Source organism: Exiguobacterium sp. AT1b (assembly GCF_000023045.1).
In the GTDB taxonomy this organism is placed as follows: Bacteria; Bacillota; Bacilli; order Exiguobacteriales; family Exiguobacteriaceae; genus Exiguobacterium.
In genome coordinates, this window is the sequence record NC_012673.1 from 981,276 (window position 1) to 1,000,839 (window position 19,564).

The 19,564-nt window shown below is 51.1% G+C and carries 17 protein-coding genes; 8 read left to right on the plus strand and 9 right to left on the minus strand.

The genetic code is table 11. The annotated features are described in order from the left end of the window. Positions 1-74: 74 nt before the first annotated feature. The 3 genes from EAT1B_RS05165 (at position 75) to EAT1B_RS05175 (ending at position 4,257) form a co-directional block, all read left to right on the plus strand. Positions 75-1,832 carry a C39 family peptidase gene (locus EAT1B_RS05165; protein ID WP_012727082.1) on the plus strand — a complete coding sequence of 586 codons (1,758 nt, stop codon included), beginning with the start codon at positions 75-77 and terminating at the stop codon, positions 1,830-1,832. 200 nt (positions 1,833-2,032) lie between these two features. Next, complete coding sequence (locus EAT1B_RS05170; RefSeq protein ID WP_371149667.1) at positions 2,033-3,247, plus strand: exo-beta-N-acetylmuramidase NamZ domain-containing protein; 1,215 nt, start codon at positions 2,033-2,035, stop codon at positions 3,245-3,247. 110 nt (positions 3,248-3,357) lie between these two features. Beyond that, the gene (locus tag EAT1B_RS05175) at positions 3,358-4,257 is read left to right on the plus strand and encodes a CAP domain-containing protein (protein WP_012727084.1); all 900 of its coding nucleotides are present in this window, start codon (positions 3,358-3,360) and stop codon (positions 4,255-4,257) included. 87 nt (positions 4,258-4,344) lie between these two features. Here EAT1B_RS05175 and EAT1B_RS05180 read toward each other — a convergent pair whose 3' ends face one another. After that, positions 4,345-4,743: a hypothetical protein gene (locus tag EAT1B_RS05180; protein WP_012727085.1), complete on the minus strand. Its 399-nt coding sequence runs from the start codon at positions 4,741-4,743 to the stop codon at positions 4,345-4,347. A 144-nt stretch (positions 4,744-4,887) separates the two neighbouring features. On the opposite strand from EAT1B_RS05180, the gene EAT1B_RS05185 reads away from it, so the two are divergent. From EAT1B_RS05185 to EAT1B_RS05195, 3 genes are read left to right on the plus strand one after another with little or no spacing between them, the layout of a single operon-like run. After that, complete coding sequence (locus EAT1B_RS05185) at positions 4,888-5,820, plus strand: ABC transporter ATP-binding protein (RefSeq protein WP_012727086.1); 933 nt, start codon at positions 4,888-4,890, stop codon at positions 5,818-5,820. Positions 5,821-5,830: 10 nt separating this feature from the next. Then, positions 5,831-6,964 (plus strand): ABC transporter permease, encoded by a 1,134-nt coding sequence (locus EAT1B_RS05190; protein ID WP_012727087.1) that lies wholly within the window; start codon positions 5,831-5,833, stop codon positions 6,962-6,964. Next, positions 6,951-8,051: an ABC transporter permease gene (locus EAT1B_RS05195; protein WP_012727088.1), complete on the plus strand. Its 1,101-nt coding sequence runs from the start codon at positions 6,951-6,953 to the stop codon at positions 8,049-8,051. Before EAT1B_RS05190 ends, EAT1B_RS05195 begins: the two co-directional genes overlap by 14 nt. Before the next feature lie 37 nt (positions 8,052-8,088). Here the strand turns inward: EAT1B_RS05195 and EAT1B_RS15620 are convergent, their stop codons facing one another. Then, the gene (locus EAT1B_RS15620; protein WP_012727089.1) at positions 8,089-10,773 is read right to left on the minus strand and encodes an HD domain-containing phosphohydrolase; all 2,685 of its coding nucleotides are present in this window, start codon (positions 10,771-10,773) and stop codon (positions 8,089-8,091) included. A 200-nt stretch (positions 10,774-10,973) separates the two neighbouring features. Between EAT1B_RS15620 and EAT1B_RS05205 the strand changes: the two genes are divergently transcribed. Together EAT1B_RS05205 and chrA are read left to right on the plus strand one after the other, a co-directional pair. Further along, positions 10,974-11,282, plus strand: coding sequence for a PadR family transcriptional regulator (locus EAT1B_RS05205; RefSeq protein WP_012727090.1), 309 nt, complete (start codon positions 10,974-10,976; stop codon positions 11,280-11,282). A gap of 4 nt (positions 11,283-11,286) precedes the next feature. Beyond that, complete coding sequence (gene chrA, locus EAT1B_RS05210) at positions 11,287-12,471, plus strand: chromate efflux transporter (RefSeq protein ID WP_012727091.1); 1,185 nt, start codon at positions 11,287-11,289, stop codon at positions 12,469-12,471. 44 nt (positions 12,472-12,515) lie between these two features. Here the strand turns inward: chrA and EAT1B_RS05215 are convergent, their stop codons facing one another. The 7 genes from EAT1B_RS05215 to EAT1B_RS05245 all read right to left on the minus strand — a co-directional run bounded on the left by EAT1B_RS05215 (position 12,516) and on the right by EAT1B_RS05245 (position 19,518). Then, positions 12,516-13,439 (minus strand): 1-phosphofructokinase family hexose kinase, encoded by a 924-nt coding sequence (locus EAT1B_RS05215; protein WP_012727092.1) that lies wholly within the window; start codon positions 13,437-13,439, stop codon positions 12,516-12,518. 9 nt (positions 13,440-13,448) lie between these two features. After that, a complete protein-coding gene (locus tag EAT1B_RS05220; RefSeq protein WP_012727093.1) occupies positions 13,449-14,318 on the minus strand; it encodes a tagatose-bisphosphate aldolase subunit GatY in 870 nt (289 codons plus the stop codon). A 26-nt stretch (positions 14,319-14,344) separates the two neighbouring features. Further along, on the minus strand, positions 14,345-14,860 hold the full coding sequence (lacB, locus tag EAT1B_RS05225; RefSeq protein ID WP_012727094.1) for a galactose-6-phosphate isomerase subunit LacB: 516 nt from the start codon (positions 14,858-14,860) through the stop codon (positions 14,345-14,347). Positions 14,861-14,874: 14 nt separating this feature from the next. Next, a complete protein-coding gene (locus tag EAT1B_RS05230; protein WP_012727095.1) occupies positions 14,875-15,294 on the minus strand; it encodes an RpiB/LacA/LacB family sugar-phosphate isomerase in 420 nt (139 codons plus the stop codon). A 167-nt stretch (positions 15,295-15,461) separates the two neighbouring features. Continuing rightward, the gene (locus EAT1B_RS05235; RefSeq protein WP_012727096.1) at positions 15,462-16,244 is read right to left on the minus strand and encodes a DeoR/GlpR family DNA-binding transcription regulator; all 783 of its coding nucleotides are present in this window, start codon (positions 16,242-16,244) and stop codon (positions 15,462-15,464) included. 111 nt (positions 16,245-16,355) lie between these two features. Next, on the minus strand, positions 16,356-17,780 hold the full coding sequence (gene lacG / locus EAT1B_RS05240) for a 6-phospho-beta-galactosidase (protein WP_012727097.1): 1,425 nt from the start codon (positions 17,778-17,780) through the stop codon (positions 16,356-16,358). Positions 17,781-17,847: 67 nt separating this feature from the next. Continuing rightward, positions 17,848-19,518 carry a PTS transporter subunit EIIC gene (locus tag EAT1B_RS05245; protein WP_012727098.1) on the minus strand — a complete coding sequence of 557 codons (1,671 nt, stop codon included), beginning with the start codon at positions 19,516-19,518 and terminating at the stop codon, positions 17,848-17,850. Between the last annotated feature and the right edge of the window lie 46 nt (positions 19,519-19,564).

Genomic DNA, 19,564 nt, shown 5'->3' on the forward strand with positions numbered 1-19,564 from the left:
GATTCATTTGCCACAGCTTCATCTTGGATAAATATGGGTATCTCTTCTGTATGCATACAGAGGAGGTCACATGAATGACATGGAAAAGAAGGGTCGGCATCGGTCTGTTAATCGGTGCAGTGTGGACGAGTCCACAGTTCGCATCCGCTGAGGGTTCATTCCAAAAGACGGAGGATGGCATCGTCTATACGTCGAGTGACGGGACGGTACTGACGGGATGGCAAGAAATCGACGGCCATACATACTATCTGAATGAAGATGGCACCCTCCTCACAGGTTGGCAGGAAATCGAAGGGGCTACCTATTACTTTGAGACAGACGGTCGACTCGTCACGGGTGCTTACGCGATTGACGGTACGACATACACGTTTGACGAGAACGGAAAGCTACTCACCGGCTGGCAGGAACGGGACGGTCTCGTCTACTATTACGATGAGACCGGTCAACCCGTCACCGGATTCCAGACGATTGCCGGCAAGCGATATTACTTCAACGAGGATGGGGTCCGTCTCTCGGGATGGCAGCAGCTTGGTGACGCCAAGCATTATTTCTTCCCAGACGGCACCATCCGTACAGGGATGTATACGATTGACGGCAAGAAATATTATTTGATGGAGCAAGGGAAGATGGCGACCGGATGGCAGACGATTGGCACACGTCGCTATTACTTCGGGGATGACGGGGTACGTCGCCAAGGACTCGCCCGGATTGGTGACAAGATGTACGGTTTCCATCCCACTTACGGATACCGTCTCGAAGGACTCTATCGCATCAACAATCGACACTATTTGTTCGGAAAATACGGCGACCGCAAGTATGGGCTACAGCGAATCGATGGTGTCATGTATGGATTCCATCCGACGTACGGGTACCGACTAGAAGGTGTCCATAAACTAAATGCACGCATCTATTCATTCGACTCATACGGACGACGCGAGTATGGGTTCCAAACGGTCGATGGGAAGAAGGTCGGATTCCACCCGACCTACGGATACCGCCTGCAAGGGAAATTCCGATTGGATGGGAAGACGTATCATTTCCACTCGACGGGTGTCCCCGAGAAAGGATGGAAATATACGACCCAGTACGAGTATTACGCTCCCGCGTTGACGAAGAAGACGGATTGGCAAGCCATCGACGGCAAGTGGTATTACTTTGACACGTATGGAAAGATGTATCAAAACCGTCGTGTCGGCAATGCCTCGTTCGATGCGCGGGGCGCCTATTCTCAGGCACTGTCCATCTATAAGATGAGCGTCCCACTTTATCGTCAGTTCCCGATGGGCTATCCGTCCGGCTGCGAGTTCTTCTCCCTCAAGATGGCGCTTGAAGAGAAAGGTCGTGCCGTCAGCGCCTCGACCTTATATAACGAGATGCCGAAGAGCATGTGGAACGCACGTTATGAGAACCGTCTCTATCGCTGGGTTGACCCGAACGTCATGTTCACGGGAGATCCGAAAGGGACGCTCGGCAAGTATAAGAACTACGGGATTTACCCGAAAGGCATGATCGGATTTGCCAGCAAGTATCGTCCGGTGAAAGACTTGTCCAACCAAGGCCTCGGCTCGATTGAGCGTGAACTGTCGATGGGTAACCCGGTCATCGTCTGGGCGAGCGTCGACTTCAACAAACCGTACGGCTACTTCAACTGGTACACCGCTTCGAACAAGAAGTTCACCGGCTACGTCAACTATCACGTCATGTTAGCGACCGGATATGACAAATCAAACTTGTATATCAACGACCCATATCGTGGACGCTTGGTCATCCCGAAATCAAAAGTGAGCGCCGTCATGAGCGCGACAGGATGGAAAGCGCTCGCGGTCAGATAAGTAAGAAGGAACGTGTCTTTCATCGAAGGGCACGTTTTTTGTGTGCGATTAGGAGAATAGTACGAAATGCAGAAATATAAATTCCTATTTTTATGATTAAATATTGAAATTGAATTTCTGAATGGTACACTCCTGTTAAGAAATCGAAGCGCTTACATGAATCAAAGGAGGAACTTCTGATGAAAAAATGGATAGGTGGTATGACCGCGTTGACGATCCTCACGACTTCCATCGTCTGGTTGGATGCCGATGCAAAGTCTGAACCGAAAAAGCCAAAGGTCGAACTCGGGGTCGACCGGTTGATGGAAAATCCGGAGATCTTGAAAGGGAAACGGGTCGGACTGATCACGAATCCGACCGGGATCAACGCAAAACGTACGAGCATCGTCGACCTGTTCGACCAGTCCGATGACTTCGAATTGACGGCATTGTACGGACCGGAACACGGCGTTCGAGGAGATGCCCAAGCCGGGTCGACCGTCAGTTCCTACATCGATGACGTGACGGGATTGCCCGTATACAGTCTATATGGTGCCACGAAGAAACCGACGGCTGAGATGCTACAAGATGTCGACGTGCTCGTCTTTGACATCCAGGATGTCGGGACACGCTACTATACGTATATCTATACGATGGCGTATGCGATGGAAGCCGCAGCCGAGAACGATATTCCGTTCGTCGTCCTCGACCGTCCGAACCCACAAGGTGGGCTTCGCGTCGACGGTCCGGTGCTCGACCCGGACTACTCTAGCTTCATCGGTCTCTATCCGATTCCATTAAAGCATGGGATGACCGTCGGAGAACTCGCACAACTGTTCAACACTGAGTATCAGATTCAAGCCGACCTCGAAGTCGTCAAAATGAAAGGATGGAAACGTTCGATGATGTATGAGGACACGGGCCTCCCGTTCGTCATGCCGTCCCCGAACATGCCGACGACCGACACGGTCAACGTCTACCCTGCGACCGGATTGTTTGAAGGGACGAACCTATCCGAGGGACGCGGGACGACGAAACCGTTTCAGCTGATCGGTGCGCCGTATATACAAGCGCATGAATATGCGAATGAGCTGAATGGGCTCGACTTGCCGGGTGTCGCCTTCCGGGCTGCCTCGTTCACTCCGACGTTCTCCAAGCATGCGGGCAAACTGACGCACGGGGTTGAGGTCTATGTCACCGACCCGGTTCGATTCGAATCGACGCGAACCGGGATTGCGATGATTCAAACGGCTCATGACATGTATCCGGACGACTTCGAATTTTTAGCGAACGATTTCATCACGAAACTGACAGGAAACGCCTACGTGAAAGATATGATTCTCGAAGGAGCTCCGCTTGAAGACATTCTGACGAAAATCGAGGACGAGCGGGACGCCTTCCTCCCGATTCGAAAAGAGTATTTGCTGTATAAATGACGCGAGGATGGGCTCACGAAGAGTCCATCCTTTTTGTAATGAAATGGTAAAACCAAAAATCACCCAAACAATATAGAATATAGGGAGTCCCACAAAAGGAGTCGATTCCATTGAAGAAGCATCTCTCTCTACTACTCACCATCATTCTGACACTTGGTGTGATCGGATCACCACTCTCTATTAGCCCTGTCCAAGCCTATTACGAGACGTCAATCAATACGACCGGTTACGTGACGAACATCAGTCAGCTCAACGTCCGGCAATCACCTTCTTTGAGCGCGAAACGACTTGCGCTCATCCCACGAGACGGTTCGATGCGCGTCCGGACATCGTTCCAGTTGGACGGCGTGCGTTGGTATAAGATCCAATGGGGCAGCGGTTACGCTTATCTGCCCGCCAAGTATGTCCGCTTGTCCACTGCTGAGGTGAAGTTCACGAAACCGACGTACGTCAAGCCGTCGAGCGTTTATTTGAAATCCCGTCCGCTCACGACCTCATCAAACGTCAAGTTCGTCCGGCAAGGCACCGAACTCGAGACCGTGTCATATCGCTATACCGGCACATCGCGATGGTATAAGGTGCGTTACGGTTCATACACCGGGTACATCCTCGCCAACCATGTCAGCTTCACGTCGCCCGTCAACGTGTTGACCGAGACGAACAAAGAACGAGATGCTGCCGGTCTCTCTCTTCTCGCCGCTTCGAGTGAGGCGAACCGTGTCGCCCAAGTCCGTGCCGATGAGATGGCGCGAACGGGGCAATTCTCGCACACGCTCAAGGAGAATGGTACACCCGGCGACACGTTAGACGCTTACCGTGTCTCGTATCGTGGCTGGGGGGAGAACATCTATAAAGGATCGAGCGACCCGGTCCGGGCGGTCGATGCGTGGATGAACAGTAGCGGTCATCGCGCGAACATCTTGAATGCGAATTATACGCATCTCGGGATTGGTAAAGCGACCGATGCCCAAGGGTCGACCATCCATGTCCAAATCTTTTTGACGAAATAACCGCTGAAGGGACAGTCACGTCGTGGCTGTCTTTTTGTTCGGCAAAACAAAAAAGCGGATTTGCATCCGCTCTTGAACCTGACACTCCTATATCTCATGCTCTTTCACGAGCACACGAAAACGCGGTCGGACGGTCAATTCGATTGACGTCACGGTCCGCTTTCGATCTTCAGCGAGGACAATCAACAACTCTGCGTGGTCTCGTCGGTCTTCTAAAATCTCCACCTTGCTGACGGTGCGAAGCAGTTGATAATATACAAGCTCCCCGTCCCGATCTTTAATATTGATCTCAAACTCGTGATAGCTCGGTGATATTTTAAAGTAGAACGTTTCCCCATGCTTATTCGTGAAGCGAAAAATCGACTCGTCATAATAGAACGGGAGCGTCGAATCCATTCGTTTCGGCTCGACTGTGCAAAACGCGGAAAGCACGATTTCGTCTGGGAACAACGCCCCCTCTTGTTTGTTGAATTGCCATCCTTTCATCCAAATCCCTCATTTCGACACCATAATTATCTGAATAATTAGATTATTGCACATTTCGAGGGTTCCGGACAGGTATATTCGTGACAATCCTCGAACACCTTTGTGTAGAACGAGGAATATTTCATATGCGAAAGGAGTATCACGATGTCCATTATCTCGCTCGACCATGTCACGAAACGGTTCGGGGATACGATCGCCTTGAACGACCTCAGTCTGAACGTGGAAGCAGGCGAACTGTTCGGGTTGCTCGGACCGAATGGTGCCGGGAAGACGACCGCCATTTCGGTCATGTTGAATCTGTACGAGGCGGACTCCGGTTCGATCCACATTTTCGGCAAACCGATGCCAAAGGACGAACTAGCCATCAAACGCCGTGTCGGGATCGTGCCGCAACACGTCTCCGTCTATGACCAGCTGACCGTCTATGAGAACATTCAATTTTTTGCGGAACTGTATGGATTTAGCCCGAAAGTAGCGAAACAAAAGACCGAGGCCGCGCTCCACTTCGTCGAACTCGATGCCCATCAAAAGAAACGCCCGCCCGAACTGTCCGGCGGTCTCCTCCGTCGCCTCAATATCGCCTGCGGTATCGTCCATGAACCCGAACTCATCTTCATGGATGAACCGACCGTCGCCATCGACCCGCAGTCGCGAAATACCATTCTAGAGAACATCCGCGAACTGAACCGCCGTGGTGCCACCATCATCTACACGTCACATTACATGGAAGAAGTCGAACTCCTCTGCGACCGGATCGCCATCGTCGATGAAGGAAAGATCATCGCCGAAGGGACGCAGGACGAACTGAAAGACCGTGTCATGACGCTCGAGACGGCCCGGATCAAAGTCGATGCGCTCACACCAAATTTGCTCGAACGACTCGATGCACTCGACCACGTTCAAAAAGTGGAGTATGAAGAGCCGTACATCGAGGTGTCGTTAGACAAGGACACGCCGCTCGCCCCGCTCCTTGAGACGCTCCATCAAGAGCATGTTCACTTCACCTCCATCACGGTCGACCGCCCTTCCCTCAATACCGTCTTTTTGGCATTGACGGGGAAGACGCTTCGGGAATAGGAGGGGCGTCATGTGGACCTTCATCAAATATGATGTGAAACAGCGACTACGGGACCGCGCCACCCTCTTTTGGATGCTCATCTTTCCGCTCATCCTCATCTTCGGACTGGGGACGATGCTGTCGGCCGTCTTCAGTGACACGTTCAAACTGCCGGTCACAAATGTCGCCTACGTCGAATCGTCGACCGACCAGTATCGCGAGCCACTCGAGACCTTTTTAAAAGAAGAAGACATTCAAGCCTTCATCCGACTCGTTCCATACGCTGACCTCCCATCTGCCGAACAAGGTGTGAACGATGGCGATGCCGACGTCATACTGCAACTCAACGGACCTGACATCACGCTCTTTTATGAGGAACCGACGACGGTCGAGTTCGACGTCCTCGATGCCATCCTCGGTCAGTATACAGCCATCGCCAATCAACAGATCACGCTCGCCGAAGCAGGCGTGTCGGCTCCTTACGAGAATGAGGCGTGGCTCGATACGGAAAGTGTCGACCTGGCGGGACGCACCCCGACGTCGCTCGAGTATTTTACCGTCACCATCTCGATCATGACGGCATTGTTCGGGTCATTTTATATCACGGCGATGGCGCGTGAAGAACAGCCGAACACAGGCAGCTATTTGCGCATCCAAGCGGCACCCGTCCGAACGGTCGAGTATCGACTCGCGCGGACGTTCAGTCGCTACGTCATCATCTTGTTGCAGCTCATTCTCTTGTTTTGGTTCAGTCACTTCGTCTATCGCACATTCGACTTGGCGAACGTGCAGTTCGGCTATCTGATCCTGTCTTGGCTCGCCTTGACCGCGTACGGGGTCGCCATCGGATTCCTGATCGTCAACTTGCCGAAGTTGAGCGCGACGACAAAGGATGCGATCGTCAACGGCTTCGTCGCCATCCTCATGATTCTATCCGGTGGCTACGTCCCCGGTTTTGACCAAGTGACGCTGAACTACGCTCCCTGGGCCGCTTACGTGTTCATGCCGATCTTTATGCGGGACGGGATGCTAGCCGTCCTCCTGCGGGAAGGGGACATGAATCTGTATTGGCAAAGCCTCGGATTGCTCGGGATTCATCTCCTTGTCTTGATCGTATTCAGCTACATTCTCTCGAAAGGGGTGAAGCGTCATGGTACTCATTAGACATGTGGCCAAACGGATGCTTCGAAAGAAAGGACTGTGGGTGTTCACCTTCGTGTCGATGTTCGGTTTCGCGCTCATCCTCTCCTTCGTCGGCGGAACGTCCAGTTTGAACGCATCGATCGGGATTGTCGACCGGGACGGTGGACTCCTCGCCGAACGCCTCATTGACGAGACCGAACGATTTGGTCGGGTCACATTGCTCGAGTCGAGCACAGAGGATGTCTTGTTAGAAGGAGAAGACATCGTCCTCATCATTCCAGAAGACTTCACGGAACAGGCGTTCACAGGAGACATGCCCCGCCTCTCCTTCTCTGCAATCGCCGGGAGTGATGCCTCGTTGATCGAGCAGGCGCTGAACGGTCATCTGTCCCGCGAACGTCAACTGCTCGAAGCGAGCGGCTATGAGGAAGCGACGTTCGAAGAGCTCGCATCCATTGAGACGACGAACGGTTACACACTCAGAAGTGAACCGTTCCAAGAAAGTGTCGCCACGACCGCTCGGACACAAGCCTTCTTCGGTCTATTGTCGTTCATCATGATGTCGACCTTTCTCCAGTTCATCCCCATGTTTGTCGCGGATGACCGGGACGAGAAGATCTATGCGCGGTTGTTCGCCTCACCGGTGACACCACGGCGTTATTTCGGCTCCCTGCTCTTCGCCTTTTATCTCGTCGGCTTCGTCTACGTGATGCTGTTGATTGGTGTGAGCCTCGCTCTATACGGTCAGGACGTATGGACACATCTCCCGACCGTGTTCGCCTTGTTTTCTTCCTATCTGCTCGTCTGTCTGGCACTCGGTGGCCTCATCGCCGTGTTGGCGACGAACCGGGAGAAGGCGAACATCTTTCAAATCTCGGTCACGATGGCGTCCGCCATCACCGGCGGGGCGTTCATCAGTCTGCTCTGGTTACCCGATTCATTGAAACTCATCGGTCGTTTCCTACCGACCTATTGGTTGAATAACGGCGTCATCACGATGTATGAGGGACAGTTCCCGTTTCTCTCCATCCTTGTCATGATCGGCATGACCGGCATCGTCTTCCTCTTCACCATCCTCGTGTTGAAGAAACGACCTCTGACCGTTTGAAAAAGCGAGTCCCCCACATTCAGGAGGACTCGCTTGTTTATTGTTGAAGTGTCGGTACGACTTTTTCAAAGAAGACGTCGACGAGAGATGGGTCGAACTGTTTCCCTGCCTCTTGTTTGATGATGGCAAGTGCCTCGTCAATCGTCTTCGCTTGTCGATATGGTCGCCCCGTCACCATGACATCGAACGTGTCGGCGACGGCGATAATTCGCGAGGCGAGCGGGATGTCATAATCGCTCAACCCTTTCGGATATCCTTTACCGTCCCATCGCTCATGGTGCGCCAAGACAATCTCGGACAAGGCGACATATTCGGGTACCGTACTCAAAATATTGTAACTGATTTCCGGATGGCGCTTGATTTCATACCATTCCGATTCCGTCAACGCACCAGGTTTATCTAAAATGTCATTACTGATTGCCACTTTTCCGATATCGTGCAAAATGGCGGCCGTTCGAATCTCATTCACTTCGGCACTCGTGAAGCCCATCGCTTCCGCAAGTTTCCCCGCTAAATTGGCGACCCGTTGAGAGTGCGCTTCTTCGCGTGGAATCTTCTCATACAGGGTGCGCATGATGATTTGGATGGAATGGTGGCGTCGACTCTGCTTTTCAGAAACCTTATGGTGATACATCCGGTCTTCTGCTAAGTTGAACACCTCGCTCAACGCGACGGTGGCGTCATGTTTGACCGCTTCACCGAACGATGCGGAAATCGGTAACCCTTCCACCGTCTGTTCATGGAAGAGACGACCGAGACGGTCCGACAGTTGCTTCGCCTCATCGAGCGTCGTATTCGGAGAGATCACGACGAACTCATCGCCTCCGACTCGCGCCACTTCATCTTTCGCGCGCAATTCATTTCGTAAAATATTTGCCGCCTCGACGAGCAGCTGATCCCCGACCAAGTGACCGAACGCATCGTTCGTGAGTTTCAGACCATTGATATCGATGACGATGAGTGTGAGCGGATAAAAATGCTCATCATCATAGCGCTCCAACGCCTCTTCAAAGTAGCGTCGGTTTTTGATACCCGTCAATTGATCGTGATAACTGAGATATTCAATCTCTTTCTCGTATGTCTTCTTCTCCGTGACATCTCCGATATAGCCGTGCCACAAGACATGGCCTTCCGCAATCTTCTCCGGACGAGATGACCCGAGAATCCAGATGGTTCGTCCGTCCTCGGTCAACACACGAAACTCTGCGTCCCAAATCGTCAAATTACGATACGATTCATCAATCGACTGCATGACATGGGGATAATCATCCGGGTGCATCCGGCGGAAGACAAGACTCGCGTCCGCCTGTACCTCTTCTGCCGAAATCCCTAACATATCTTCAAAGCCCCGGCTAAAGAACGGGAAGTTGAAGCTTCCGTCAGGCAACAATTCGAATTGATAGATGGCACCCGGGATTTGGTCGGATAGTTTCGTCAAGAGGCGGTCCCGGTCGGCCAACTTTTCTTCCAATTGGACCCGATCCGTCACGTCCTTGGCGACCGCATAAATGTAATCCCCTTGAAGTTTGCAATGCCATTCGATTGAGCGGTACGTATCGTCGATTGTGCGGAAGCGGTTGACGAATCGGAACAACTCGCCACGTTCTTCAAGTTCCGCAAACCCTGCTTCCGTGATCACGTCATCGTCCGGGTGAATCAGACTAAGAAAATCGATATTCTCCAACTCATCAAGCGAAAACCCTAAAACGCGCTCCCATGTTTCGTTCAAGTGCAGCACTTGCCGTGTGTTGAAGGCCATGATGCATTCCAAGTCGAGCGTTCCAAATCCATCAAACATCGATTTCTTCGTCTCACCCACTTGATGATCGGCTTTCGTCAATTGCTGAAGCACATGGACGAGGTACAACTCGACGAGACCGAGGCGATTCGCTTGTTTCCCTTGCTCCATCACAATCGTCAAATCTCCATACAAGACGCCATCTTTTTCGATTTTAAAGAGAACGACTTCTCCAAGCGAGAAGATACGGAGTAGATTTTTGACGAGCCGTTTCGGCAGCGCGCCATCAATCAGTGGGTCAATCCCATCAAAGACACGAGGATTCGATTGTTTGAACAGGTCACGCCGCTGATCCGTCATCGGCCATTTCCTTCCGACCGGATGAAATCCAAGGATATCGAGACTTCTTTCTAACATCTCGTCCATGCCGGATAAGGCGACCGTCGTGTAGGACTCTCCATCGTTCTCCATTAAATTGAGCGCGACCGCCTTCGCTCCCGTGAAGTCACGAATCTGGTCGAGGAATTGTTGATTCATCAATAAATCGCTACCCGTCGAGACGAAGCGATGGGAGACGTTGACGAGCTGCTTCAACGCATTGTTTTCTTGAACATGTCGGGTGATGTCATGGAACACGACCGATACGAATCCTTGGCGTTCACTGAACACGGACATCTCGAACCATGACTTGTTGCGCCGAGAGAAATGTTCAAACGTCACCGTTCCGCCTTCGTTGACGACGTGTGCCACTTGAATCATCCACTCCCGCTCACTATATTCAAAGTCCTTTAAGGCGCTTGATACTTTTTTCCCGATGAAGTGTTTTCGCTTCCCTTTCATGATCTTCTCAAAGGCAGGATTCACTTCAAAGAATTCATAGTCAATCGGCTCCGAAGCGTCGTCGTAAATCACTTTAAACTCGACGTAGCCTTGGGGCATATAACGCAACAATGTGTCGTATGAAGAATGATGGGGGTTTGTCACGTCACTTCCTCCTCAGCAAATAAAATCTCCACTTAGTTTACCTCATTTGTGATAGATTCCCTATTTTTTCCGAACTCATTCCCAACTTTTTATTTTAAGTTTTCGTAAACTGCATGCTCTTTTCTTGCCCCATCCCCTCACCTTTGTTAGACTGATTTCGAAAACCGATATCGAATTTCGATATTAAGGAGATGACACGTATGGAAGACCGCGTCTTGCGGAAGCTGTTTCTCGGATTCATCCATATCCATATTTTGCACCATGCCGCGGAACACCCCGTGTACGGAGCATGGATGGTCGATGAGCTTCGGGAGCACGGTTATGAAATCAGTGCTGGGACGCTCTACCCGATCTTGCACGGTATGGAGAAAGACGGGCTCTTGATTCGTGAAAACGAGACGGTCGATGGACACGTTCGCAAAAATTACGTGACGACTGAAAAAGGACGTTCTGTGTTGGCGGAAGCCCGTCAAAAAGCATACGAGTTATTCAAAGAAATTAAGGAGTGAAGACATGACGACACAACGCGTGACGTTCAAGACGTTACTAGAGATTTTATTCGTTTCAACGAGGCTCGGCCTCACCTCATTCGGTGGGCCGGTCGCCCACCTCGGTTACTTCCACGAGGAATATGTGAGACGACGCAAGTGGATGGACGAGAAAGCTTACGCCGACCTCGTCGCCTTATGCCAATTCTTGCCCGGACCGGCCAGTTCACAGGTCGGGATCGGGATCGGGATTGTCCGCGGTGGCATATTAGGTGGGATCACCTCGTTCATCGGCTTCACGACACCGTCGGTCGTTGCCCTCATCCTGTTCGCTTTATTGTTGTCTGGACTCGACGTGTCCGATGCAGGCTGGCTCTACGGCTTAAAAGTCGTCGCCGTCGCTATCGTCGCCCATGCCATCTTAGGGATGGCGAGTAAACTGACACCTGATACAAAGACACGAACGATCGCCTTTTTCGCCTTGGCGGGCGTCTTGCTCTGGCAGACGACGTTCAGTCAGGTGTTGTTCATTCTCCTTGCGGCACTCGCAGGATTCCTGTTGTTCAAGCCGGACCGCCTCGATGCGAAATCGAGCGCGTTCCCGATTTCGAAACGACTCGGGGCCGTCTTGCTGTCGATATTTGGTGCACTTCTCGTCATCTTGCCGATTTTACGGGAGACGTTTGAAAACCAGACGATCGCCTTGTTCGATAGCTTTTACCGGGCCGGTGCCCTCGTCTTCGGCGGCGGACACGTGGTCTTGCCGTTACTTGAGCGTGAGCTCGTACCCGCTGGTTTCTTGAGTGAAGAAGCCTTCCTCGCAGGATACGGTGCTGCTCAGGCCGTCCCTGGTCCGCTCTTCACGTTCGCTTCTTATCTTGGAACGGTGATTAACGGTGTGCCGGGTGGCATCCTGGCGACGGTCGCGATTTTCTTGCCGGCCTTCTTGCTCATCCTCGGGGCACTTCCGTTTTGGGACGCGCTCCGTCATAACCCGAAAGTCGCCGGCGCTCTTATCGGCGTCAACGCGGCAGTGGTCGGGATTTTGATCGCAGCATTCTACAGCCCGATCTTCACGAGTACCGTCAACGATGCGGTCGACTTCGTGTTCGCTGCCTTCCTGTTCGTCATGATCGCCTATTGGAAACTGCCCCCGTGGGCACTCGTCATCGCCGGGGTACTCGGTGGGACGTTGATTCAGCTGGTGTAAACGTAAAGAAGCGACCTGTCCTCGATGACGACAGGTCGCTTTTTTCATGATGAGGAGATGGGAGACATCCGTGTCACCCGAATCTGACTGAGCATGTCTTCAAGATGTGCGCAGTTGATACTTCCCGTGCCTTCTTCAAGGGCGTTGAGCGTGCCGGTCGCACTACCGAGACGAAGCGTCTCTTCCACGGATTGACGTCTCACCATTCCGACAGCGAGACCAGCAATCATCGCATCGCCAGACCCGACGGCGTTCACGGCCGCCACGTTCGGTACGTCGATGACATAGCGTTGTCCATGAACGATCGCATCCGCCCCTCGCTTCCCTTTTGAATGAATGACCCAGTCACTCCTATCTCCGATCCGGTTGAGCGTGTGCTCGATTGGAGCAGCGGGATCCAGGCTGTTCAATTCTTCTTCATTCGGCTTCACTAACAAAGGATGGGCCGATAATCCTTCACGAAGAGCCTCTCCGCTTGTATCGAGGATCACTTTTTTCCCATATTGTCCTGCCAGCTCGATCAATTCGCGATAGGCACTCACCGGCACACCTTTTGGTAAACTACCAGACGCCACGACGAGTGAAACTTCAGACAAGAGCGTGGCCACATGTTGTTTAAATCCTTCCCATTCATCTGTCGATACGTGCGGTCCACTTTCAAGTACTTCGGTTTGCTTCCCATCATGCAAGAAAGCCAGACACGTACGCGTGTTGCCGGACACTCGATAAAAGTTTTGGCGAATCCCGTCTTTGGCAAGTGTAGAAGTAATCCACTCCCCCGCTTCGCCCCCAAGGATGCCCGTGGCCATCACCGGCTCACCTAATTGTGCGATGACCCGCGTCACATTCAGTCCTTTCCCACCGGCTGTCCGATGAGGGGCATCCGTTCGATTCGTCCCGTTCAATTGGAACTGCGACATGTCATACCGGACATCGATCGCAGGATTTAACGTGATGGTTAAAATCATATCCAGACCTCAATAACGTCCATCGCTCATGCACATTCGAATCTTCTCTTCCACGACCGTCTTCATCGCAGCTTTTGCCGGTCCGAAATATTTACGCGGATCGCTCTCTTCTTGATTTTCTGTCAAGACGCTTCGAAGTGTCGCGGCAAATGGCATTTTTAACTCTGTGGCGATGTTGACCTTGCAACATCCTCGACGAATACATTCACGTACTGTATCAAACGGTACACCAGATGCGCCATGGAGGACGAGCGGGATGTCGACGACTGCTCGAATTTCAGATAACCGTTCTAAATCCAACTTCGGTTCTGCCTTATATAACCCGTGGGCCGTTCCAATGGCGACGGCAAGCGAATCAATGCCTGTCTTCTCTACAAATTCTGCCGCAGCCGCAGGATCCGTATAAAACGAGTCCGCCTCATCGACCACTAGATCATCTTCTTGACCACCTAAGCGACCGAGTTCCGCTTCAACCGATGCACCGTATTCTTGAGCCAATGCGACGACTTGACGTACGGTTTCGATGTTTTCTTCGAACGCATGGTGTGACGCATCGATCATGACCGATTTCGTCCCAAGTTCAAGCGAGGTTTGAATGTCCTCGATCGTCTCGTGGTGGTCCAAATGAAGCGCGATCGGAATGTCGTAACGACGTGCGGCCGTGTCTGCAATCGCTTGAATGTAATCGCGCCCAGCGTATGTGAACGTTCCAGGAGTTGCGGCTAGAATGACTGGCGAACGGAGCTCTGCCGCCGTTTCTACGACGACTTGAGCCGTTTCTAGGTTATGAATATTAAACGCTGGGACGGCGTAGCCGTTCACTTGTGCATCGCGTAGCATCTCTTTTGTATTGATGACACCTGTTTTTGTCATTTCCATCTTCATTCACCTCATTGGATTATTTGTTAATCGACGTAGCAGCCCGCTTCCCATTTCTCTAGAAACTCATCAAAAATCTCGTCACCATCTAACCCTCGACTCGTTGACGCCAACGCATCGACCGAGGCGATGAGTTGTTTCGATTCTTCTGTTTCGACGTATGGCGTGCTCAAGAAGACATCCACAATCTCTTGCATCAAACCAAGACCAGTAATCCGTCCCCCAATCCCGATCACATTCGCATCAAGCTGCTTCCGCGCCATTTTTGCAGTGGTCACATCTCTCACGAGCGGTGCACGGACACCTTGCACTTTGTTGGCAGATGTCGTAATCCCCACTCCCGTTCCGCAGATGACGATTCCACGTTCCGCTTCGTTCGTGACGACTTGTTCCGCGACACGACGCCCGTAAATCGGGTAGTGCGTGCGTTCAAAATCATACGTCCCGCAGTCGATGACTTCATGGCCTTGCGCTTCAAGGTACTGCACCATCTCATCTTTAATATCTGTCACAATATGGTCGCAACCGATTGCAATCTTCATCCTGTTCGTCCTCCTTAAGCCAATTTGTTCAACATGTCTACGCGAATTTGATGACGCCCACCCGAGTACTCCGCTCCAAGGAATGCGCTTACAATTTCACGTGCCAACGTATCACCGATGACTTCCGTCCCCATCGCGATGATCGTAGAGTTGTTATGATCTCGTGTCATTTTCGCAGAATGTTCATCTGATACTTGTGCACAAACAATTCCAGATTGTTTCGCCGCGACCATGTAGGACAATGATCCAAAGGAATCGAGTAAGATGCCTCGAGCTGCCTCTCCATCGCGAACCGCATCCGTCACTCGAACAATCGCTGCCACGACGTCATCACCCGAATAATCTACGACTTCATGTCCGAGTTCCTCCATATGGTTCACGATCAGTTGCTTACGCCCTTCACTCGCTTTGTCTGCCGAAAGTGCTACTTTCACAACAATCCCTTCTTTCTTTTTGTTCTTTTTTGTTCGTTATTTACACTTTTATAATAGCACAAGTTCGATTATTTTCAATCATTTTCGAACATTATTTGTTTGTTTTTTAACAAAAAAAGACCTGGATTGTCACATTTCGTAACAATCCAGGTCGTTGATTCATATGGTCAAACCAATTGCTGTTCGTTTTGTCCCACGATGACCTCGGTATAAGAGGAGTAATGGTGTAACGTCGCCTCGCTGATGTTTTCGTCCGTAATCAGTCCATCGACGTGATCCAAGCCGTAGAAGTCGAATAAATCGACGCGACCGATTTTACTTGAATCGCACAAGATGTACTTCAACTGTGCATTATCGAGAATAATCTTTTGACATGCGCCCTCTTCTTCGTTGGCCGTCGTGATCCGTTCATTGTGCACGCCGTTCGTTCCAATGAAAGCGAGTGATACGTTGATGCGGGACATGATATCGTTTGTAAAGCTTCCAACAAAAGCACCCGTCCGTTCGCGGTAGCGTCCACCAATCAGCATCAATTCGAATCGCGCATCGTTTTTAAACCGCTCGAACACTTGGAACGAATTCGTAAAAATCCGGGCATTCACGTCGATGTATTCATAAATGAGTTCATTGGTCGTCCCCGGTCCGATGAACACCGTGGCATTCTCTTCAATAAGCGCCGCCGCTTTTCTGGCGATGCTCCGCTTCTCTTCCGAACGAAGTTGTTTCTTCTCGACATGAGACAACTCTTCATACGACAGGGGACGGTCCATGTTCAAGGATTTCGCACCTCCGTGAATCCGTTCAAGTCGCCCTAATTCTTCAAGCATCTGCAAATCGCGACGTGCTGTCATTGGCGTGACACCAAGCAATTCCGTCACTTCGGTCGTCTTCACGACCCCCTTTGTATCCACCAGTTCTAAGATGCGATCCCATCGCTGTTCCTTCAACATTTTCCCGATCACCCTCCTTCTTTCTTTCAGTATACTCAACTTGAACACTCCTTGACTATCATTTTAGAACAGAAACAAACAAAAGTCGGTTCAAAAGAACCGACTTTTTGTTCATTTTACAGTTTCCGGTTGAATGACTTGACGTCGGTTCGCCACTTCTCTCATCCAACGTGCACTTTTCTTCGGTAGTCGTTCCTGTGTCTCGAAATCCACATAGAACAAGCCATACCGTTTATTGAATCCATTCGTCCAGGACAAGACGTCCATGAGAGACCAGAGGAAATATCCACGAACCGTGACACTTTGTTCAATCGCATCCAAAATAGCGTTCAAATGCTGGGCGATATAATCAATTCGAGGCGTGTCATCGATCGAGCCGTCGACGAGGTCGTCCTTATAGCCCATTCCATTCTCCGTCACATACATGGCTTTGTAGTTCGGATATTGACGATGGACCCGGACGAGCATATCCGTCAAGCCGGTCGGATAAATTGGCCAATCCCAATCCGTTGTAGGCACTTCCGGATTCGACACGCGCTTCCCGATCCCTTTTAAGCCAAACACGCTCGTCCCTTTCTCCCCTGTCCCGTTATGATGAATCCCACTCTCGCCATCATGGGCAGCCAAGAAATGACTCGCATAATAGTTGACCCCAAGGAAGTCATTTTGGGCACTGCCACGCGCTAACCATTCCATGTCTCCCTCTTCGACTACAAGAGTAGCTTGTTGAAGAGACATCAATCGTTCGATGACCGTCAGTGTCTCGGCTGTGTAACTTCCTTTCAAACAGGCATCCAACATGAATTGGTTCGCCAACACATCTTCCACATATGCCGCTTCCCGGTCTTCTTCGGACTCGGTGATCGGATATTTCGATTCGAGGATATGGATGATCCCAACCTCTCCGTCTAGCTCCATCCGTTTATACGCGTCCACGACTTTCGCATGAGCAATCATCATATGGTGCATGGCTTGAATCGCTTTGGCGACATCGTAACGAATGTTTGGCGGGAAGTGCCCGATGATGTATTGTCCCGCGACGACGGACCATGGCTCGTTGATTGACACCCACTTCTTCACGCGATCTCCGAAACGCTCGAAGCACACTTCCGCAAAGCGGACGAAGTGGTCAATGTTGTCACGATTCAACCAGTCCCCTTGATGGAATAGCGGGAGCGGCGTATCGAAATGATGAAGCGTGACGACCGGCTCGACACCGTTTGCCAAACACTCATCGATCAAGCGGTCATAAAAGGCGAGTCCTTCCTCATTCACCTCACCGGCCCCATCCGGAATAACACGGCTCCAGGCAATCGAGATGCGAATGCCGTTTAATCCATACTCATTGGATAACTTCAAATCGACTGGATACTGATGATAAAAATCACTGGCGACGTCTCCATTGAAACGGCTCTCCGGGCGATGTAGGAACTCATCCCAATAACAAGGACCGCGTCCCCCTTCGTTCACCGCACCTTCTGCTTGATAAGCTGCTGTTGCCGCACCAAAAATAAACTCTTCCGGAAATTGTCTCATTTCGATTCCACCTCTTTGTCTAGACTGAAAAGATTAGAGGGGCTGTGAATGACCAGCCCCTTTTGTATTACATATGCTTCATCGCGAAGGCGAGTGCCCCTTTAGGATCGCGACAAAGCGCCACATATTCTGCACCCGATGTCGAAACGGCGTTCGTATCACTAGATGCCGAGTCTTGTTCCAACTCCCCAAGCATCGATGCCATCTGCGGAGCAAGGATGATCAAGTCAAACTCTGAAATGACCGCTTTATGTTGACCGTAAGCCATAGCAGTCGACTCGAGCTGAAGCCCTTCTTCCTTCGCCCCTTTGGCAATCGCATTCGCGAGCATCCCGCTCGTGGCACCGTTCGCACACAAGACGAGGACGTTATACGTTTTCGATGCATCCACCGGCTTCACGACACGTGCCTCCGTCGCGCTTGTCGCGATTTCCGCACCCGTATCCGGCGTTTGTTCTTCTTCAAGGACAGCCAAGCGCTCTTGCTCGACCAACTGCTTGTCATACACTTTAAAGAACGGATAGTAAATCAACAAGTCGATGATGATCAACGTCGGTGCGAGGATGAAGGCGAGTGGCGCGAATCCTGTACCGAGAATCAAACCGATTGGCCCTGGAGTCGTCCAAGGTAAGTTGTAGATGAATCCGTTCATCCCACCGATGTCAATGAACGCCTTCAATAACCAGACGTTGACGATTGGTGCCGCGATGAACGGGATGAAGAAGACCGGGTTCAAGACGATTGGCGCCCCGAACAAGATCGGTTCGTTAATCCCGAACAGAACCGGTACAGAAGAAGCGCGTCCAACCGACTTCAACTGTTTCGACTTCGCCATGAACGCCATCATGAACGTGATGACGAGTGTCGCCCCAGTACCACCTAATGTCGCGATGAAGTACTGCGACCCTTGCGAGAGGACATTCGTCGCCTGTTCGCCCGCTTGGAACAACTGTAAGTTTTGCTCAACATTTGTGATATAGATCGCCGATACGGCTGGTTCTACAATCGATGGTCCATGAATTCCGACGAACCAGAAGAATGCCATCGCACCGAAGATCAATGCGAGTCCCGGATAACCGTCTGCAGCTGAGAAGAGTGGTTGGAACACGTCGATGATCCAAGCACTGAATCCTTCTGCGGCGAAACTACGGAATACCATATCAAACACCCAGAAGAAGATGATGGATGTCGCGAGCGGAATCAAGTCCGCAAAGGTTTGAGCGATGTTTCCTGGTACTTCTTTCGGCATTTTGATGGTAATGTTGCGTTTCACACAGAACTTATAAATATTCGGAACGATGAAGGCGACCACGAATGCCGTCAAGAGACCTTTCGTACCCATGAATCCGTTTGATAGGCCACCTTCGATCTGATCGACCCCGATTAACGCGAACCCGATGATCGATACGACCATCGTCGAGACCGAGTTGATTTGTCTCGTCTTCGGAAGTTGCCCGTTGAATGTCTCCGTCAACGATTTTGCGATGGTCGCTGACATAAGCAGACCGACTAGCCCCATCGAGTATCCGTATGCTTTCATGAGTCGGTTGACCCATTCCTCGCTTAAGTACACACCAAAAATGTTAGGGACGAATGCAATTAATAGGAAAATACTTGAGAATAAAATGACTGGGATCAAACTAATGAATCCATCTCGAATCGCTCGTAAGTACGGGTTGTTCGAAATCTTTTCGAATGCTGGTTTCATCTTTTCAATTCTTGCGATTAAACCGTTCATGCCATTTCCTCCTTTACTAGTGAATGATCGAAGGGTCGTGCGACCC